Source organism: Psychrobacter sp. WY6 (genome assembly GCF_018448495.1).
Lineage (GTDB): Bacteria > Pseudomonadota > Gammaproteobacteria > Pseudomonadales > Moraxellaceae > Psychrobacter.
Map to the genome: position 1 here is coordinate 2,722,415 of NZ_CP049902.1, position 18,780 is coordinate 2,741,194.

Annotated in this window: 13 protein-coding genes, 8 pseudogenes and 2 other annotated features; of the genes and pseudogenes, 7 read left to right on the forward strand and 14 right to left on the reverse strand. The window is 40.4% G+C overall.

Features of this window, described 5'->3' with window-relative positions; genetic code table 11:
• Positions 1 to 413: 413 nt before the first annotated feature.
• Positions 414 to 683 carry a hypothetical protein gene (locus G7Y90_RS13565; protein WP_250162629.1) on the forward strand — a complete coding sequence of 90 codons (270 nt, stop codon included), beginning with the start codon at positions 414 to 416 and terminating at the stop codon, positions 681 to 683.
• A gap of 275 nt (positions 684 to 958) precedes the next feature.
• Here the strand turns inward: G7Y90_RS13565 and tatC are convergent.
• The 6 genes and pseudogenes from tatC to G7Y90_RS13600 form a co-directional block, all read right to left on the reverse strand.
• Positions 959 to 1,719, reverse strand: a pseudogene (tatC, locus tag G7Y90_RS19235) (twin-arginine translocase subunit TatC).
• A 104-nt stretch (positions 1,720 to 1,823) separates the two neighbouring features.
• Complete coding sequence (gene tatB, locus G7Y90_RS13580; RefSeq protein ID WP_250162631.1) at positions 1,824 to 2,210, reverse strand: Sec-independent protein translocase protein TatB; 387 nt, start codon at positions 2,208 to 2,210, stop codon at positions 1,824 to 1,826.
• Between the two features lie 55 nt (positions 2,211 to 2,265).
• Positions 2,266 to 2,523, reverse strand: a complete 258-nt coding sequence (gene tatA / locus G7Y90_RS13585; RefSeq protein ID WP_201541813.1) for a Sec-independent protein translocase subunit TatA — start codon at positions 2,521 to 2,523, stop codon at positions 2,266 to 2,268.
• A 443-nt stretch (positions 2,524 to 2,966) separates the two neighbouring features.
• A pseudogene (locus G7Y90_RS13590) lies at positions 2,967 to 3,514 on the reverse strand (manganese efflux pump MntP).
• A gap of 41 nt (positions 3,515 to 3,555) precedes the next feature.
• Positions 3,556 to 3,726 carry a metal-sensing transcriptional repressor gene (locus G7Y90_RS13595; protein ID WP_502937362.1) on the reverse strand — a complete coding sequence of 57 codons (171 nt, stop codon included), beginning with the start codon at positions 3,724 to 3,726 and terminating at the stop codon, positions 3,556 to 3,558.
• Positions 3,727 to 3,812: 86 nt separating this feature from the next.
• A protein-coding gene (locus G7Y90_RS13600; RefSeq protein WP_250162632.1) for an IS3 family transposase occupies positions 3,813 to 5,032 on the reverse strand; the annotation gives its coding sequence in 2 pieces (ribosomal slippage) (positions 3,813 to 4,756 and positions 4,756 to 5,032; 1,221 coding nt in all).
• Positions 4,641 to 4,757 (reverse strand) — a sequence feature (AL1L pseudoknot). It overlaps the preceding gene by 117 nt.
• An 850-nt stretch (positions 5,033 to 5,882) precedes the next feature.
• Between G7Y90_RS13600 and G7Y90_RS13605 the strand changes: the two genes are divergently transcribed.
• The 4 genes from G7Y90_RS13605 (at position 5,883) to G7Y90_RS13620 (ending at position 10,334) form a co-directional block, all read left to right on the forward strand.
• Positions 5,883 to 6,767, forward strand: coding sequence for a hypothetical protein (locus tag G7Y90_RS13605; RefSeq protein WP_250162633.1), 885 nt, complete (start codon positions 5,883 to 5,885; stop codon positions 6,765 to 6,767).
• A 975-nt stretch (positions 6,768 to 7,742) separates the two neighbouring features.
• The gene (locus G7Y90_RS13610; RefSeq protein ID WP_201541006.1) at positions 7,743 to 8,093 is read left to right on the forward strand and encodes an IS630 transposase-related protein; all 351 of its coding nucleotides are present in this window, start codon (positions 7,743 to 7,745) and stop codon (positions 8,091 to 8,093) included.
• Positions 8,068 to 8,592 carry an IS630 family transposase gene (locus G7Y90_RS13615; protein ID WP_201541007.1) on the forward strand — a complete coding sequence of 175 codons (525 nt, stop codon included), beginning with the start codon at positions 8,068 to 8,070 and terminating at the stop codon, positions 8,590 to 8,592. Before G7Y90_RS13610 ends, G7Y90_RS13615 begins: the two co-directional genes overlap by 26 nt.
• Before the next feature lie 527 nt (positions 8,593 to 9,119).
• Positions 9,120 to 10,334 carry an IS256 family transposase gene (locus G7Y90_RS13620; RefSeq protein WP_250162634.1) on the forward strand — a complete coding sequence of 405 codons (1,215 nt, stop codon included), beginning with the start codon at positions 9,120 to 9,122 and terminating at the stop codon, positions 10,332 to 10,334.
• Positions 10,335 to 10,387: 53 nt separating this feature from the next.
• Here G7Y90_RS13620 and G7Y90_RS13625 read toward each other — a convergent pair whose 3' ends face one another.
• The 4 genes from G7Y90_RS13625 to G7Y90_RS13640 form a co-directional block, all read right to left on the reverse strand.
• The gene (locus tag G7Y90_RS13625; RefSeq protein WP_250162635.1) at positions 10,388 to 10,969 is read right to left on the reverse strand and encodes an N-acetylmuramidase family protein; all 582 of its coding nucleotides are present in this window, start codon (positions 10,967 to 10,969) and stop codon (positions 10,388 to 10,390) included.
• Between the two features lie 55 nt (positions 10,970 to 11,024).
• Positions 11,025 to 11,417 (reverse strand): hypothetical protein, encoded by a 393-nt coding sequence (locus tag G7Y90_RS13630; protein ID WP_250162636.1) that lies wholly within the window; start codon positions 11,415 to 11,417, stop codon positions 11,025 to 11,027.
• Positions 11,418 to 11,493: 76 nt separating this feature from the next.
• The gene (locus tag G7Y90_RS13635) at positions 11,494 to 12,771 is read right to left on the reverse strand and encodes a hypothetical protein (protein ID WP_250162637.1); all 1,278 of its coding nucleotides are present in this window, start codon (positions 12,769 to 12,771) and stop codon (positions 11,494 to 11,496) included.
• A 102-nt stretch (positions 12,772 to 12,873) separates the two neighbouring features.
• A complete protein-coding gene (locus tag G7Y90_RS13640; protein ID WP_250162638.1) occupies positions 12,874 to 13,116 on the reverse strand; it encodes an SGNH/GDSL hydrolase family protein in 243 nt (80 codons plus the stop codon).
• A gap of 160 nt (positions 13,117 to 13,276) precedes the next feature.
• Here G7Y90_RS13640 and G7Y90_RS13645 point away from each other — a divergent pair.
• Both G7Y90_RS13645 and G7Y90_RS13650 read left to right on the forward strand, forming a co-directional pair.
• Positions 13,277 to 13,764, forward strand: a pseudogene (locus tag G7Y90_RS13645) (IS1595 family transposase); the annotation flags it as partial.
• Positions 13,765 to 13,810: 46 nt separating this feature from the next.
• A pseudogene (locus G7Y90_RS13650) lies at positions 13,811 to 15,027 on the forward strand (IS3 family transposase).
• Positions 14,084 to 14,200: a sequence feature (AL1L pseudoknot), on the forward strand. (Overlaps the previous pseudogene by 117 nt.)
• Positions 15,028 to 15,067: 40 nt before the next feature.
• Here G7Y90_RS13650 and G7Y90_RS19240 read toward each other — a convergent pair.
• The 4 pseudogenes from G7Y90_RS19240 to G7Y90_RS19250 form a co-directional block, all read right to left on the reverse strand.
• Positions 15,068 to 15,337: pseudogene (locus G7Y90_RS19240) on the reverse strand (IS3-like element ISPar1 family transposase); the annotation flags it as partial.
• A gap of 86 nt (positions 15,338 to 15,423) precedes the next feature.
• Positions 15,424 to 15,703 (reverse strand): annotated as a pseudogene (locus G7Y90_RS19245) (transposase); the annotation flags it as partial.
• Positions 15,704 to 15,881: 178 nt separating this feature from the next.
• Positions 15,882 to 17,562, reverse strand: a pseudogene (locus G7Y90_RS13660) (NAD-dependent malic enzyme).
• Between the two features lie 442 nt (positions 17,563 to 18,004).
• Positions 18,005 to 18,720, reverse strand: a pseudogene (locus G7Y90_RS19250) (ABC transporter ATP-binding protein).
• Positions 18,721 to 18,780 lie beyond the last annotated feature (60 nt).

Sequence of the window (18,780 nt, forward strand, 5' to 3'; positions counted from 1 at the left end):
AATAAATTATCATTTGCGCTATTACTTTATTTATTTTGGGTAATCAGCGCTTACTTATATTCAACCCACCATAAGACATGACTCATTGACAGGTAGTTACGAATTTTTAACATAATTGTGCTGTAACTGATAAGGTAGCTACCCTTAATTGTTAGTATAGTCCTATGATATTAATTAAACCTTACTGATTAGCATTTTATCTAACGGCATAACTTTAAAGGTTATTACCAACTAATTAGGCTAGAGAGCTGAGAGCATTATGAATATGATAAATAAAACTCTAAAAACTGCTACCATAATCCAACTATCCCCTGACAATAAGAAATCAAACACCACCCGTAAAAAATGGCTATTTGTCATACTAGCAACATCGGCATTAACATTAAGTGCTTGTGATAAAAAACGAATCAACGATGGAAGGTTCAGCTCTAGAGGTTGACTCACAAACATCAGAGCAAGAAGCAGCAGCTGAGATAGCTATTTCCAGTGAGCCCATGCATAGTAACCGAGAGGAAAGTGCTATTCTGCCAAGTAATGATATGCCTGAGAATACTGGGGCAGTTTCCGAGGATGGTGCGATAGTCAGCGAAGATATGTCAAATGATGATGTAGGTATTAACCGTAGTAATGATTCTGAAGTGTTAAATAGTGGTGAAACAGAAGAACCCGTCTCGACTTATTAATATTGAAGTTCTCGGGAGATATCAGAGACCAATCTATTTGAATCAGAGAACTAGATAATAAAATCTAAGCCCCACTACCAGCGAGTGTCCATTAAACAAGTGTTTTTAGTAAACTTGCATAATCTACTGAAAGTCTAGAGTAAGCATCTAAAGAATAGTAAGTTTGGTGTCGTCCATTTGATTTGCCTATCTTAGCCAGTGAGTCAGCTATCAAAGAGAGGTACTTGGCGTGTTTAAGGTATTGCTGGCTACTTTCTATTGCTAGCTTTCTATTGCTAGGTACTTTCTAATGTTTCATTCCCTGAGACTAAATCGTTATTTCGTTCACTTTTAATTAATATTTTTGCTAAAAGTAGCCCCAGCTCAAACAATAGCCACATAGGAATTGCCAGTAATAACATTGATACGCCATCAGGCGGTGTTACTACCGCTGCAACCCCAAAACAGCCGACTATAATATAACGACGTTTATCCTCTAGACTCTGAGTAGAAACGATTCCGGCCATTATCAGCAATAAGGTAACCACTGGAATCTCAAAAGTCAGTCCAAACACCATAAATAGCTTGAGGGCAAAGCTCAGATAACTGTCAATATCGGTCATTGGTATAACGTTCTGCGGAGCGAACATAATAAAAAATTTCAATACCCCTTTGAGTACGACAAAGTAGGAAAAAGCAACACCAGCATAAAATAGAAATATCGAAGATAGCAGTACAGGAATGGCAATTTTCTTCTCTTTTTATATAAGCCGGAAGCTACAAATGACCAAATTTGATACAGGATATAAGGCATTGCTAAAAATGCGGCGACGAATATCGTTAAGCGAATGGGTGCCATAAAGTTTGACGTTATATCAGTGGCAATCATGGTCGAATTGATGGGTAACTGCGCCACTAATGGGTCTGATAAAAGATTATAAAGCTCGCGTGAAAATCCCACCAATACTAAGAATATAATTAAGACGACCACGCATATTCTTATTAAGTGCGTACGCAGCTCGATTAAATGTCCGGTAATAGGCATATCGCCAAGCATACCTAACGTATCTCCAGACTCATTATTCTGTGTTGTATCTGTTGTCGCTTCAAACTCTGAATCTGCTATCTTTTCTTGTCGACTTTTTTGCCGTTTAAATAGGCTCACTGATCCGCCTCCTGTTTAATTAGCGAGGAGGAAGTATTCGGTTGATGGTCTTCATCATAAGAGGTGATTGGCTGATGTGAAACGTCTAAGCTTTTGTTCTGTGAATGCTCAAATTTTTGCATACTGCCACGCATTTCCACCATTTCACGCTTCATATCCGACTCGGTCTGACGGATTTTTGCAAGTTCATTTTGCATTTGTTGACGCGTTTCAGCTAGATCAAGCTCAGCTTCTATTTCAGACTGTAGTGTTGATACTATACGACGCATTTTGGCATACCATTGCCCAGCGGTACGTGCGGCCTGTGGCAGCTTCTCTGGGCCCAATACGATTAAAGCAATGACGCCAAACAAGAGTAGTTCGGAAAAACCAATATCAAACATAACAGTCACACATATTAATAAACTACTTAGTGCCGCTATTTATAAGCGGCTCGCTTCATACTTTGTGCTTATCATAAGTGGTGACGGGGCTGATTTCCATATCATCAACCTGACTGCCTGCTTGTGTATCATTTTCATGGCTAAGCACACGTTTGTTATGAGCATGCTCAGTTTCTTCATCTTTCACTGCTTCTTTAAAACCCTTTACTGCACCACCTAAGTCTTTGCCAGCATTTTTAAGCTTAGCAGTACCAAATACGACCACCACTACTACCAATAAAATTAGCCAATGTGTAATTGAAAAACTACCCATGACGGTATCCTTATATTTTGAGATCTTGTTTAGACCAGTATTTGTAAGTGTGTTTTAGAAATCTCCTCCTTATACTAACATCACAGCTTCAAGCAGCGCAATCACTGAGTTATGCTGAAGAAATTGTAGAAACTAACTTGGGAAATTTTAATCAGAAAGCTTAATGATGATGACCCATACTATCGACCTCATAGACATTAAATTCATATCCAACACTAGCAGTTCGATTCCTATATAGAGAATTGAACCCAATTAAAGCACCTCAACAAGTACAACATTATTCAATGATTTTAGTTCCCCTAGTGAGGACACAAATCTTCAGCTGTAGGCTAATAATAAAAATAGCCCACATTGTTTATAGCAGCTCAGTGTACCTTTCAACATGAAGCAATCGTATTCCTATTTTGATTAGTCTCTGAAAATTCTCAAATATAAGATCGCCTTTACACCACCATATTCACACCAATAGCGATCACACCAAACCGCCTAGCGCTTCTGCCCAACTGCCGAGCCATGTCCCTGATTGGCGTCCTATATAAGCTCCTAAGACACTTAAAATAGCGGTCGTCAGTGCAATGATTAAACAGGCAACATAAGCATTAACAGCCAACAGATTTAAGGTAAAGCCTGCTGCCATGGCATCGAGACTGGTAGCTATGGCTAACGACAGCAAGGTTTTATGACTTACATTAATCCGAGTATCGTCATCATTAACTGAACGCGACTCATAGAGCATTTTGATGCCAATTGCTACCAATATGACAAAAGCAACCCAAGCCGCCCCTTCAGCAAACCAGCCCAGCATGGTAGAGCCAAGTGCGTAACCAATCAGCGGCATTATTCCCTGAGCAACCCCAAAATACAAACCTATAAGTAAAGCCATTTTTATAAATTGCGGCTTAGATTCAGCTCGGTGCGTGGAACCAAGACCGATTGAAGCGGCAAACGCATCCGCAGCGAGTGCTAACGCCAATAAGAGTACCTCTAACATAATAAAATAGTACCTTTTGAAATATTGTTATGCTTAGTTTTCTACTTTAGATACGTTTTTAGTATGGACAACACGTCTTCTATTTCTTGTTGACGTTGTTGCTGGGTAATGTCCTCTGCCCCTAAATGCTCTCTTATATGCTCTTCCAACACTTCCTTCATAAGACCATTTACTGCCCCCTTTAATGCGGCTATCTGCTGTAAGAGAGCCATGCATTCAGGGTTGTCTTCTAATGACGCCTCTATTGCTATCGACTGACTGAACCGCCCCGACTATATCGGAGAGTGATTTACTTGAGTCAGGCAGCCATGCCTGACAGGATTAAATTATCATAATACCGCTTTTCAAACTCAAAGGGCGCCACATAACCAATCGTACTATGCAAACGCTTCTTGTTAAACCAGTCCACCCATTCAAGGGTTGCCAGTTCAACATCATTGATACCAGTCCAGTTCTCCTTTAAATAGTCAATTACCTCAGATTTATAGAGTCCATTGACCGTTTCAGCCAGTGCATTATCGTATGAATCACCAGTCGTGCCGACAGAAGCGATGATACCAGAGTCACACATTTTGTCAGTATAGCGAATGGATAAGTACTGAACCCCTCGATCACTGTGATGAATGACATCCTTAGGGTTGTTCCTGTCTGCTATCGCCTGATTTAGCGCAGCCATAACCATATCGGTATTCATGCGATTCGATACTTTCCAGCCCACAATAGCGCGAGCAAATACATCAATAATAAAAGCGGTATATACCCAGCCGCTAGTTGTTTTTATATAGGTGAAGTCAGCTACCCAAAGCTGATTGGGTTGACGTGCATTAAAGTTACGATTGACTAGGTCATCAGCGCGTTTTTGGTCGTCACGGCTGTTGGTGGTAATCTTACCCTTACCGCGCCAGACACCTTGCATACCATACTGCTTCATTAAACGCTCTACGGTGCAACGAGCAACCTTTACGCCATCAGCCTTCATCTGCTGCCAGACTTTACGAACACCGTAACGGCATTTACTGTCCTGCCAGATACGTTTGATTTCGCTGATGTAGAAGTCGTCATGCTGACTGCGTAAAGGGCGCTTGTCAGGGCACTCTTCTAAGTCTTTAGCACGGTGATAGGTTGATGGGGCAATCGGTAGTACTCTACAGATTGGCTCGATCCCATATTCTTGCTTGTTAACATCAATGAAATCGACCATTATTTCGGTGGGCGGCCCGTCTCCGCCTGGGCGAAAAAAGCCGCAGCCTTCCTGATGATTTCATTAGCTTGCTTAAGTTCTTTATTCTCGCGTTCAAGCTCTTTGATGCGTTCTTTATCACTTTGCGCTTGTACTGAGGCAGGAATAGTTTGATCGATGTGCTTTTTATGCCAGGATCGCAGGGTCTCAGGTGTGCAGCCAATCTTAGGGGCGATGGCTTGAATCGCTGACCAGGTAGAGGGGTAGTCGCCTGCCGCTTCAATGAGCATGCGAACGGCGCGTTCTTTAATCTCAGGAGTATAATGTCGTGTTTTCATTGTCGTATTCTCTCAGAATATTAGGTCTCCGACAATCCCGGGGCGGTTCAATGAGTATTCTTTTATGATAAAGGTATTATTTTTGGCTTAATCGACACTAGAGTAGAGGTAAAAAGACTATAAAATTGTAGTGCCCAAATACGTGCTAAATTTTATCTTGTATGAATTGACCTTGTCATTTTTTAATTATAGAATAACTGTAAGCTAATAGAATCAATACATGTAAGATAACAGCATATTATAATATTTGGTTGACCTACTTTGACATGGTAGAGGTTGCATAGCGTTCGTTTGAATAGGCTATGGAGTCGATTTTGGGGTGGAAAAGATACTATTCTTATTTATGCCAAAAAATATAAAGATAATTGGCAAAAGTTCTTAGATGATACATTATCATCAAAATTTTCCGAGACTGGCGATTCAGAATGGTTTCTTATACCCACTTACGAACTCGTCAAATTTTTTCTAGTCGTTGGAGAGTATGATTTAGCGGTCGCTACGACCGAGTCTATGCTTAAATGCTTGGAAGATGAAACTAATCATCTGTCACTCACACCTTTGTATTGGCAACTACAAGAATTATCTATAGAACAAGTGCCCTCTCACATACTTTTATGGTCCTACAAATGGCCAGACAGAGTTGCTAGATTAAGGACAGCTCATCAAATTGCTAAACTTCTCGAAAATGACTTTTCGTTTCGACCACTATTTTTGCAGCACTTAAGTCAACTACAGTATGAAATAGACATAACTGACTACTTGTCAATTCTGTTGTTGATAAATGGACAAATTTATAGTTCTGAGGAGCTAACCTTAGCTATTATATCCATCAATATTATCGAATAATATTTTGAGAAAACTAGGTTTACTAACTAAAAAAGCAAATAATACTTTCTATACTGTTAGAAATGAAGATAAAGCTTATTCAGGTTCATTTAACAAAGCACAGAATGGTATAGCTCCTTTATATTTGAATTTTCTACAAGTTTTAAGTAAGGATTTGAATTATCCTCTCTTAGCACATTTTGAGTATGAATGGGAATGTATCAAAGGCAGACAGGATTTTATTTACTTTAATTATTATGGCTTTTGTAACAATCGTTTTTATCCAAGAGATAAATTAGTATTCAATATAATTACTCAAGCAGAAACGGTCATCTTATCCGCTTATTTAAGAACACTATCCTATGCATATCACTGTCTAGGACTATCTGATGCAAAAGCGAGTTTTTTCACCAATCAAGTCAAACCTTTCGGTACTCCTTATACCTCTTTGCAACCGTCTAAAGCACCAACTGGTTGGCCTCAGCTTTCAGAAATTAGAAAAAATGAAGCTTTACCTGATAAAACAGCACTGGCGAAATATATGCAAGACTTGATAAACCAGGAACAGAAGATACTATTCGGTTCAGGTCCGATCATTCGTACTATAAATGGTGTATATATAGACATGGAGCTGCAAGTCTTTCAATCTAGTAAAAAAATAAGCCTAACCCCCAAAGAAGTATTTGATGCACTCCAGTACGACATTGGTAGAGAGCTAGGTATTAACCCCTTTTCAATACGTGCACATCCAATAGACGTAGAATTCGGTAGATTCGAAGTTAATTATGTCTCTAGAGGCGTAGAGACTCCGAGCTTCGCAAGTGGCTGTCCTCCCTCAGATATGAAAACAACTTCAAGCTCAGTTGACTATTACTTTGGAGATGTTCTGAATGCTAAATACAAAATATAGCACTATTATTGGTATCCGATGCATTATGCGTGTCTAGACCCAGCGATGGGAGCCTACTTGATAGTGCCAGAAGATATATGGAATGTATTACGAAGCAGATTTGAGAACAGCATATATATGTTAGGAAAGCTTACTATCATAGATAAACGTAATTATAATAAGGATGATGATCCTATTGAGATTTATAGCATGATAAAATATAAATAAAAAAATTCTCATACTTAACAATTGATAACAATTCTTATCGGATCTGAATACCTAAATTCGGCTAGTTAACCGAACTCTTACCCAAATAAATAGTTGGTATATTGGTTGGTATAAGATATTTATTAATACATAATACCTTTTAATATCAACAACTTAAAAAGGTAGTTTGGTTGATACTGGGCCCACCAAATTTAAGCTATACCATTAAAGACCTTCAAGCAATTGAAGGTCTTTTTTATTGTCTGCTATTTTCCGTCAGGTAGTAAAAAGTAATCAAATAGCAATCGGTATTAGTATATTTATAACCCTCATAAATGATTGTGCTAAATTTAGGCAAATAAAAAAATCCGACCACAAAGTGATCGGATTTTTAATATTTGGTGGAGATGGCGGGAGTTGAACCCGATTACATAACATTCTATCAAACTTGCTCTTAGTAATATCAACCACTTACGATTATGTAATGTGATTACGTATGTGTGTTTGATGGTGCGCTGTCAAAAATCATGTCAGAGATTAAAAAATTATTAGCTATATATTAGAGTAATATATAGCTCCTCATTATAATGATTGTTATTAACTTTAGACAATTAAGGATAAACATGGAACGTTTTACACGAGCAATTGAAAAAAGTATTAAATCTGAAAATTGGTATGCAGCATTAACATTAGCATTAACTATACCAGATATATGCGGTAGATTAAGTATAGTGCATTAAGTAAAAAATGTTATAAGATAAAACATCTCAACAGATATACTCAATTATCATGACTTACTCACTAGATTATCGCAAACAAGTTCTTAAAAGCTTAGCAGATGGCATGACCTTTGCCGAGGCAGCCTCTTTTTATGACATTAGTCCAACCACTATTCAAAAGTGGAAGAAACGGCTGCATAGTAAGAGCACTCGCAATGTTACGCCATCAAAAATACCGGATGATGCACTACGCAAAGACGTTGAGCGTTACCCTGATGACTATCACTATGAGAGAGCAAGACGGTTCAACTGTACTGCCCCAGCCATTTGTGAGGCTTTAAAACGCCTAGGCATCAGTCAAAAAAAAGACCTTAGAGCATCCAAAAGCATGTCCAATAAAAAGAGCGGCGTATCAGAGTAAGCTTGATAACTTTAAACAGCAAGGTTATCCCATTGTGTATATGGACGAAAGCGGTTTTGAAAGCCAGACCATTCGTCCTCATGGTTATGCACCGATAGGCAAACCCTGTATCGACAGCTACAACTGGCAAGGTAAAAAGCGAACCAACGTCATTGGGGCTCTATATGAAAAGATGCTATTTGCACTGGATTACTTTGAACACAACATTAACAGCGGCATATTCTACGATTGGTGCAAACACACCCTAATCCCAAGCCTTAAAACCAAATGCGTGATTGTCATGGATAACGCTCGGTTTCATAAAAGTAGACGTATCCAAAAATTACTGAACAGGCATGGTCATCGTATCCTATGGCTGCCGCCGTACAGCCCAGACTTGAACCCTATTGAGAAAAAATGGGCTCAAGTGAAGTTTCTACGCCAAGGGTGGATGGAAAATGACTTATCCAAATTATTTTATGATGTTTGTCCTAGACATAACACTTTTGTTTTGAACTGACTATAATCCTGAGCTAGCAAAAGAATCTAAGAAGCGTTATGTGAAATGGTTCGATGAATATGTGCTTCATCATTATGAGAGTCCTTTTCACGGAGAAGGATTTACCTTTATGTCTGGAGAGGATTGTTATGCTTTACGTTGTGCGCTTCTTCATGAAGGAAGAGATGATAAACCAGCCAAAAAGCTCGAAGAGAAGTTCTTTCGAAGATTACATTTTCCACAACCGGATCCCATCGTTGCCATATTGAAGGTGTACTGATTCTTAATCTTCAGGCTTTTTGTTCTGAAATTTGTCAAGCAGTCAAATCTTGGAATGAGGATTGCAAAGACAGCTCTGATATACAAGATGCGATAAAAGAGTTATTGACAATACATACTCAAGGATTTTCTCCGTCTTTCGGTGTATTCATCGAATAACTTAAATATTAAGCTCAAGAAATAGAGCTCCGCCGATTGGCAGTACTCTATTTCGAGCCCATCCCAAACTTTGTGTAACTGCTTATAATCCACTAACCGGAGAATAAGCAATGACTAACCAAACTGACATCAAGAAACTGGCCGAGCAAATGGCCAGTAGCATGAAAAGCTTCGATGACATCAAAGACTTTCAGAAGCAGCTCATGCAATCCTTCATCGACACTGCTCTAGAAGCTGAGATGGAAGACCATCTTGGCTACCCTAAGCATGAGAAAGCCGATAAACCTAATAAGCGCAACGGGCATACTAAAAAGACCGTCCGCAGTGACACAGGCGAACTTGAGATATCCACTCCAAGAGACCGTGATAGCAGCTTTGAGCCTGTAATTGTCAGTAAGCATCAAACCCGTATTTCAGGTCTTGACGATAAAATCATCTTTTTTTATGCTAAAGGCCAAACCACCACTGAGATTGTCGAAACCATTAAAGAGCTTTACGATGTCGATATATCCAGCAGCTTGGTTTCAAGAATCACTGACAACATCTTAGAGGACATCACCGCTTGGCAGAACAGACCCCTTAATAGCATCTATCCTATTGTCTACTTAGACTGCATTGTCGTTAAAGTCCGTCAAGATAAGCAGATCATCAACAAGGCTATTTATCTGGCGCTAAGCGTGGGATTGGATGGTAAAAAAGAGCTGCTGGGTATGTGGCTATCAGAGAACGAAGGCGCTAAGTTCTGGCTTGGCGTTCTCACTGAACTACAAAACCGCGGGTTGCAAGATATCCTCATTGCCTGTGTTGATGGTTTAAAGGGCTTTCCTGATGCCATCAATACCGTTTACCCCAATGCTCAGGTTCAGCTGTGTATCGTACACATGGTACGTTATTCCATGAAGTTTGTGCCATGGACGGATAAGAAGGCAGTAGCCGCTGATTTAAAGGCCATCTATGGCGCTGATACGCTTGAGATAGCAGAGGCTAACCTTGAGCACTTTGATGAGGTGTGGGGTGATAAATACCCGCACGTGGTCAAGTCTTGGCGCAGCAATTGGGAGGGCTTAACGGTGTTCTTTAATTATCCTAAAGACATCAGAAAAGCCATTTATACCACCAATGCTATAGAATCACTGAACAGTGTGATTCGGACGGCGGTGAATAAGCGTCAGGTGTTCCCGTCTGATCAGGCAGCGTTCAAGGTAGTCTACTTAGCAACCCAGCAGGCGTCCAAAAAGTGGTCGATGCCGATCCGTAACTGGACGTCTGCTTTGAATCGCTTTATGATTATGTTTGATGATCGTATCAGTAAGCATTTAATCTAAAGGGCAGTTACACAGAATCTGGGATACCCTCTCTATTTCTTAAACAGAACCAATCAAGCGTACTTAATGTAAGCCTGTCTTAATTTCTCATCATAATTATTTTTGGCATATGCTTTACCGTTATAGCCGCTTGCAAATCCTGCCCAGTCACGACGTTGTAGCTCATCAACTAAATGATTGACCTTGATATAACGAATCATAGCCTCTAATTGCTTCGCTTCGCTTTCGTACACATCATTGATGAATGACTGTAGTGATGGGTAGCCTAGTGCCTCCCAGTGATAACCCATAACCTGACCGATACCCCATGACGCCGACTGCAATGCAATGTCATGGTTGTAGCTTGTTGCAATGCGTAACTTGTCATGTTGTTCACTGTAGCGACCATAACCACCTGAAATAGGATTACAAATACGTGGATGCTTAGCCAAAATACGCAAACGCCAAGTAAACCATTTAATAGCGCCAAGTTGTTCCCAAAACTTATGACGTTCAAATAAGATGGCTGGTTCGCCATTGCTAAAAAACCCACTTGAGCGCGCTTCGACTTCGATAACTGCTTTTAGCGCTGCGTACTCGATACCAGCAGCTTTGGCAGCCTCTTTAATTTGCTGTTCCGTTAATGTCTTACTCATGCTTTCCTCCAGACGTAAAAAAGCCCCTAAACGTGGCCGTATTTAACGTTGATTATTATTTGCCAAAAATTGCAAATTCGGCGTCTTTGACTTCTTTAATGATTGCCGATAAAGGCTTGCCCTGCATGAGGGCAACGGCTTGATAGACAATCCCAATTGCAAGCATACCGAAAACTGCCCACATGAGCATGATTGCGCCTTGGGTCATAGGGCTGTAATCCTGATAACCCATCAACTCAATATGCGCTGAGCCACCAAAAAGCGAAATGGTAACTGCGATCGTAAATTTGACGATCACTGACATATTAATTTTCAAGTTGCCGTCTTTACCGATATCACCTGATAGCATTAAACCAAATATCGCACCAATCACGGCGGCAAATACTTTTGGAAGAAATACCAAGAGCTTTAATAAAATAATATCCCAAAATGGTGTATTGTTTGGCATGTGGCTTCCTCAAATTTTTGATAATAAAAAACCCACCATTGGGTGGGTTCATAAAATTGGTAATAGATCAAACAAGTTAATCAACAAAAGATATAATTTGCTCAATAGAATCTTGTCTGCTTAATGGTACGTGTCCACCTTTTGTAAGGTGCCACTTTGCGTAAGTATGAATAGTTAATTCGCCGACCTGGTTCTGATCTAACGTGTGGGTAATCTCAGACCATCTGTTAATGAAATAATTTAACTGCGAAATATGAGAACTGTCTTTGACATTATGCATATATTTAATCTTTGGAATAAACCCATACTTTTCAAAGCGTTTTGTAACATCAACCCTATATCGAATGTCTTCAGGTACTACCGTATCATTAATATTAAAGGCTGCATTGAAAAGATTTAAAACTTCATTGCGAGCATGATAGGTCTGAAGATCTATTTGAGGAATATCAACAATCGCTTGTGCACCTTTTCCATAGCATGTAGCAAGCATAATTGATGAAAATCCACCTGCTGACGCGCCAAAAAAATTAACATCTGTGAGAGCAAACCAATCCACTATCTTTCTTATATCAGCTTGAATTTGTGCGTAATCCTCAGCATTATTCCCAACAAACCAACCACCATTGAGAGTATCGCTGAGATACAGAGTTGGATCGTTCAAAACAATTACAGAATATGGCAAGTCAGCAGCCCAGCTCCATCTGAAAAAAGCGGGTAGGTCTATATTGTTACGATTAATAGCATCCTGCCCCATTACTACTAACTTGCGAGATTTTGATTTTAATGACATGAACATTTGAAAGTTTGTGTTTACATTTAAAATGTAATTTTCATCAAACTTAATGTCACTTTTTTTCAAGTCATCTGTACTAACCGTCCTTTTTGGATACGCGGCTTTACTAGGCTTTAGTGTCGACCCTTTCGGTTGATTAGATAGCAGGATCTCCATATGTCGGGAAACCTTCTTTGCAAACTCTAATTCTGTAGCACAGGGAACATGTTGCACAGTAACTTTTAGGTTGTTACCGACTCCAGCATTATTGGTGAAAATAACTAAGTGATAAAGACCCCTGCTAATGTTGTCGTTAGCCCAGTCAGCTGCCTTCTTTATTTCGGAGATATCGCAGTCATATGCATTCAATAAGATAAGCAGCCGCTTACCCTTAATCTCAAATCTTTTGTTAGCAATGAAATCGCTAATTTTTGCTAATGATTGAACTATATCTGTTGAAGCTGCGAAGCCTTTACTAATATCGAAACTTTCTATATTGACGGTTTGAAAAACCTTAAACAAACAGTCACTGCTGTCAACACGTGCGAATACATCCCAAACTTGCTCTTTAAAACCTTCCATATTATTGCCTAGTGTTATTATTAGAAAATAAAAGGCCAATAATTATCAGCCTTTTATACTGCATTTAGTGTTACAAGTATAGCAAAGTCCGCTAAAGTACTCTTACGCGTTTATAACTGCATTGCGTATATTTTCAAACATCATACGATGTCCTAAGTCATTTGGGTGCAATCCGTCATCTGTGTAAGCCACGCCATCAATCTTGGACTGTAAAGTCGCAGCATAATTACTAATAAAATCAATACCTAATTCCAATGCGAGTTCTTGTGTGACACGCGACACATCGCCCTGATTGTAACTCCTATCTTTATCCTCATCGACTGCACTTGCTGCATTAGCAGACATTAAGACGACTCGCTTACCTGTTGATATTAATTTATTTGCGATAACGCAGTTTGTTTTTGAGCTGTGAGTGGTTTTACTAATTGCGACCTATCGTTAGTACCTAGCATGATAAATACATAAGGAGCTGTCCTAGATAAGTAAAATAATCTAGGATAGTCATATGAGAAAGAGTAGATTAAGTTGGTACAAACAAACTAAGCTTATCGAACTATTTGTTGCAGGTTCTACCGCAAGAACAGCATCAAGCTTAGTGGGTGTTAATAAACAACAGCCAGCTATTACTTTCACAGACTAAGACTACTTATTTATGAAAATAGTCAGGAACCTGGCCTTCTAGAAGGCGAAATAGAAGTTGATGAGAGCTACTTTGGCGGCAGGCGCAAAGGCAAACGTGGTCGCGGTGCTGGTAACAAAGTGCCTGTGTTTGGACTGCTTAAGCGTAATGGTAGCGTCTACGCATGTATTACCCCTAATGCCAGAGCCGATACCTTAATCCCTATTATAAGAGAGAAAGTAAAGCCTGATAGTGTTGTTTATACTGACTCCTTTAGACGTTACAACGCCCTTGATGTCAGTGAGTTCACCCATTACCGTATCAATCATTCAAAAGAGTTTGCACAAGACAGAAACCATATTAATGGAATTGAACCGCCCCGGGATTGTCGGAGACTTAATATTCTGAGAGAATACGACAATGAAAAGACAAACCTACATTCCTGAGATTAAAGAACGCGCCGTTCGTATGCTGATCGAAGCAGCAAACGACTATCCCTCCACATGGTCAGCCATTCAAGCCATTGCCGCTAAGATTGGCTGTACACCTGAAACCCTGCGATCATGGCATAAAAAGCACATAGACCAAACCATTCCCGCCTCAGTGCAAGCGCAAAGCGACAAAGAACGCATCAAAGAGCTTGAACGCGAGAATAAAGAGCTCAAGCAAGCCAATGAGATTACGTAAGGCTGCTGCTTTTTTCGCCCAGGCGGAGCTCGGCCGCCCACACAAGTAATGGTTCAGTTTATTGATGACTATAGAGGTAGTTATGGGGTCGAGCTGATCTGTAGAGTGCTACCGATAGCCCCGTCAACTTATCACCGTGCTAAAGACCTAGAAAACAGTCCTGAAAAGCGTTCACTGCGCAGACAGCATGACGACTATTATCTCAGCGAGATTAAACGCATCTGGCAGGACAGTAAATGCCGTTATGGTGTGCGTAAAGTATGGCAGCAGATGAAAGCTGATGGGTTAAAGATTGCTCGGTGTACCATAGAGCGATTAATGAGACAGCATGGCTTACAAGGTATCTCGCGTGGTAAGGGCAAGATTACCACCAACAGCCGTGACGACCAGCAGCGCGCTGATGACTTGGTCAATCGCAACTTCAAGGCGCATCGTCCTAACCAGCTTTGGGTAGCGGACTTCACCTCATCAAGACAACGCGCGGCTGAGTATATACTACTTTTGTTATTGATGTGTTTGCTCGCGCTATTGTGGGCTGGAAAGTTTCTAATCGCATGAACACCGATATGGTAATGGCGGCATTGAACCAAGCAATAGCAGACAGAAACAATTCCAAAGACATGATTCATCATAGTGATCGAGGCGTTCAGTATTTATCCATTCGCTACACTGAGAGGATGACAGACTGTGACGTGATTGCTTCGGTCGGTACTACAGGCGATTCATACGACAATGCCTTGGCTGAAACGGTCAATGGGCTGTACAAGGCTGAGGTGATTCATTATTTAAAGCAGAACTGGACTGGCGTCAACGATGTTGAACTGGCAACCCTTGAGTGGGTAGATTGGTTCAATAAAACACGTTTACATAGCACGATTGGTTATGTCTCGCCTTTTGAGTTTGAAAAGTGGTATTATGATAACTTAACCCTGTCAGGTATTGCTGCCTGACTCAAGTAAATCACTCTCCGATATACTCGGGGCGGTTCACTTCTTTGATACGTCGAATCATATATAGGCTAATATCGTGCCCTTGATCAGCTAGCTTTGCATGCAAACGTTCATGACCATAACGTTCTTTACTTTCACTGTGAGCGGCTTTAACGAGTAGCTCACAACGGTTGCGATGTATCTGCTGCTCGCTAATATCGCGACTCAGCCAGTCGTAGTAGCTTGAATACTTTATCTTTAGCACACGGCACATAGTGCTGATGCTAAAGAAGTGCGGGTTATCTTTGATAAAGGCGTACCTGACTAACTATAACTGCGGGCATAGCCCTACGTCTTGCATCACTAAAACAGTCTCCCAGACTGTTTCTTAACGTTCCTCATTTGCAAAGTAAGCCGTGGCCTTTTTTAGGATCTCTCGTTCCTCTTCAGCAACTTTGAGCTGTCGTTTAAGACGCTTGTTTTCTTCGATCACCGCTATGAGTTCAGGATCATATCGAGCTGTTCCTGCAAGTTTGGCTTTATTGTGCCAATTAGATAAGGTCTGCATGGCGATACCAAGCTGCTTCGCAGTCGCTGAAATATTCCCATCGTTGTCCGCTATCTTCTTGACGCCTTCTGCTTTGAATTCCGTACTGTAGGTTCTAATTTCTTGGTCATGGTAAACTCCTGTGAATATGCTTAGTTTACCAAGTTTATCTCTACGGTTTCTTCTGAACAATGCTGAAAAAACGGTAAAAGTAAACCTGGTAAACCAATGGATTGGATAGCAATAAAAAAGGTTGCCAACACTATATGTAATATAGCGTTAGCAACCTTTTTTCATTTAGTGTTTTACTTAGATAATGTGCCTAATATTAGAAAGAAGTACGGCGATAATTACGATATTCAGGCAACCAAAAATTCGCTTTTAATCGACGTTGTAAATTCTCCGCTGTGATAGGTAGTGCGAGCTTATCTTGAGCCGCTTGCAATGCCACTGCATACGCTATTTTTTCACTGATCTCTCTAATGAATTTAATAGGTGGTAGGATGGCACCAGGTGCTTTTTCGTATTCCATTGATATATCTGCAAGGGCTTGGCTTGCCGCCATGAGCATATTATCGCTGATACCCGTCGCCCGTGCTGCTAAAACACCTAGACCTATACCAGGAAATATATAGCTGTTATTACACTGCGACACTTCAAAAGACTGACCATTAAAAGTAGTATTAGGAAAAGGACTACCCGTTGCAACAATCGCCTTACCCTTGCTCCAATTAGTTACTTCTTGCGGCGTTGCTTCCACACGAGACGTTGGGTTTGAAAGTGGTAACACAATTGGGTGTTCAGTATTAACACATAGCGATTCGATTACCTCTTGGGTGAACAGACCTTTTTGTCCACTGACGCCGAATAATACGGTAATTTTTGCTTGTTTAACCACTTGCGCTAAGCCGAGTTTCTTACTTTTATTCCAGCTTGCAACAGCTGATTCTTTTTGTACTAACGGTTCTTGGAATTTTTGTAGCTCTGTCATACCATCTGTCAATAAACCATAGCGATCAACCATAAATACTTGACTACGAGCCTGCTCTTCCGTCAATCCTTCACGCTGCATTTGGCGAATAATATGCTCAGCAATACCACAACCAGCAGATCCTGCACCTAAAAATGCGATATTCTGTTGACTAAGTTTTTGACCTTTATTTAGACACGCTGCAATCAAAGTACCAACCGATACCGCAGCAGTTCCTTGAATATCATCATTAAAGCAGCATAGCTGATCACGATATTTACAATAACGGGGTAGCGTTTTCCTGAGCAAAATCTTCAAATTGCAATAACACTTCTGGCCAACGGCGCTTAACGGCTTGAATAAATAAGTCCACAAATTCATTATACTCATCGCCAGAGATACGCGGATTTCTCCAGCCCATATACATAGGATCGTCAAGCAACTGTTGATTATTGGTGCCGACATCCAGCAAAATAGGTAGACAGTAAGCTGGGCTAATACCACCACAAGCGGTGTATAAAGATAACTTGCCGATTGGAATTCCCATACCCCCAATACCTTGATCGCCCAAGCCCAATATACGTTCGCCGTCAGTAACAACGATTACTTTGACGTTTTGCTTGGTGGCATTTTGCAGCATATCATCGATTTTATGACGCTCAGGATATGAGATAAACAAACCCCGTTTACGACGATAAATCTGCGAGAATTTTTCACACGCCTGACCAACGGTTGGGGTATAAATGAGCGGCATGACTTCCTCAATATGCTGCTCAATGAGATGATGGAATAAGGTTTCATTGGTATCTTGTATATTACGCAAGTAAATATGCTTATCCATAGCATCAGTGAATGAGCTCAGTTGATGATAAGCACGTAATGATTGCTCTTCAATCGTCTCAATGTTATGAGGTAATAGCCCCGTTAAATTAAAGCTACTACGTTCTTCTGATGAAAAAGCACTACCTTTATTCAGTAGAGGAGTTTTCTAAAAGAGCGGGTCCAGCAACGGAATATATAAAGGACGCTTGTTTGACATAATGTAATCTTCTTATTAAAGGCATATGAGTGAAAGCCATACTGAGTGAAAGCTATACTAGCTGCATTATACATAGCATCGACTGGTATTTAACAATAGATAACAAAATCATTTTAAATGAACATGGCTCTAAAGGTGATGGCACGGATACATTGACCTAGAAATATAGATATATGTAGCTTTTACCCCAAATTTTTATAAAAAAGGAGATCGGTTGTTTTACATGAGATTTCATACAATCGAAGCCGCTACCTTTATTGATGTCACTATAGTCGATTCAATTTAAAAGTAGTACAAGGCAACCGAGTGTAGATGTATATTAAAACTTCAAGCGAGGCTAACGCTGTAATGCTTTTATAGTGGAATGACTATATTGACGGCGGTATTGATAGAAATCTTTGTTAAGCAGATAAGTAATCCGCCAATATGACTTTTATTATCACTACGATATTTTTTGATTATTTAAACTATCACTATCAATACGACCATCAACCAAATTAATCGTGCGATCGCAAGATGCTGACAAGCGTGGATCATGGTGACCAGCAATACCGCGCAATCACGTTCCTGATTGACTTTTCGGAACAGCTCAAACACTTCTCCAGCCGTCACGGTATCCAGATTACCTGTAGGTTCATCAGCCAATAGCAATGCTGGTTCGGTTATCAAGGCGCGTGCAATGGCGACACGCTGTTGCTGACCACCTGATAGCTCGTTAGCTTACTGTCAGCGAAGCGCTCTAACCCAACCGCTGCCAGTAGCTCTCGCGCTTTTTGGATAGCAAGCTTATTTGGACGACCCCTTGTCAATGTTAGCGGCATTAAGATATTGTCTAATGCGCTAAACGCTTGAATCAGATGATGAAATTGAAAGACAAAGCCAATACTACTGCCACGTAGAGCGGTGCGACCAGCATCATTCATAGCACTGGTCGCTTGACCCAATAGATATAGCTCACCGCTGGTTGGCTGATCTAGTAACCCTAGTACATTTAGCAAAGTGCTTTTACCTGAACCAGAAGGACCTATCAGGGCAGCAAAGTCGTTAGTGCTGATGGTTAAGTCATACCGTGCAGCACCTCAATCTCATTAGGTTGACCGATGTTATAAGACTTTTTAGTGCCTCTAGACGCAAGACTTCGTGATATTGACTGGACATAGGAGTTGACGTCTTATTAAAAGGATTGGCAGAAACATTGTTAAATTCACTGTTAAATTC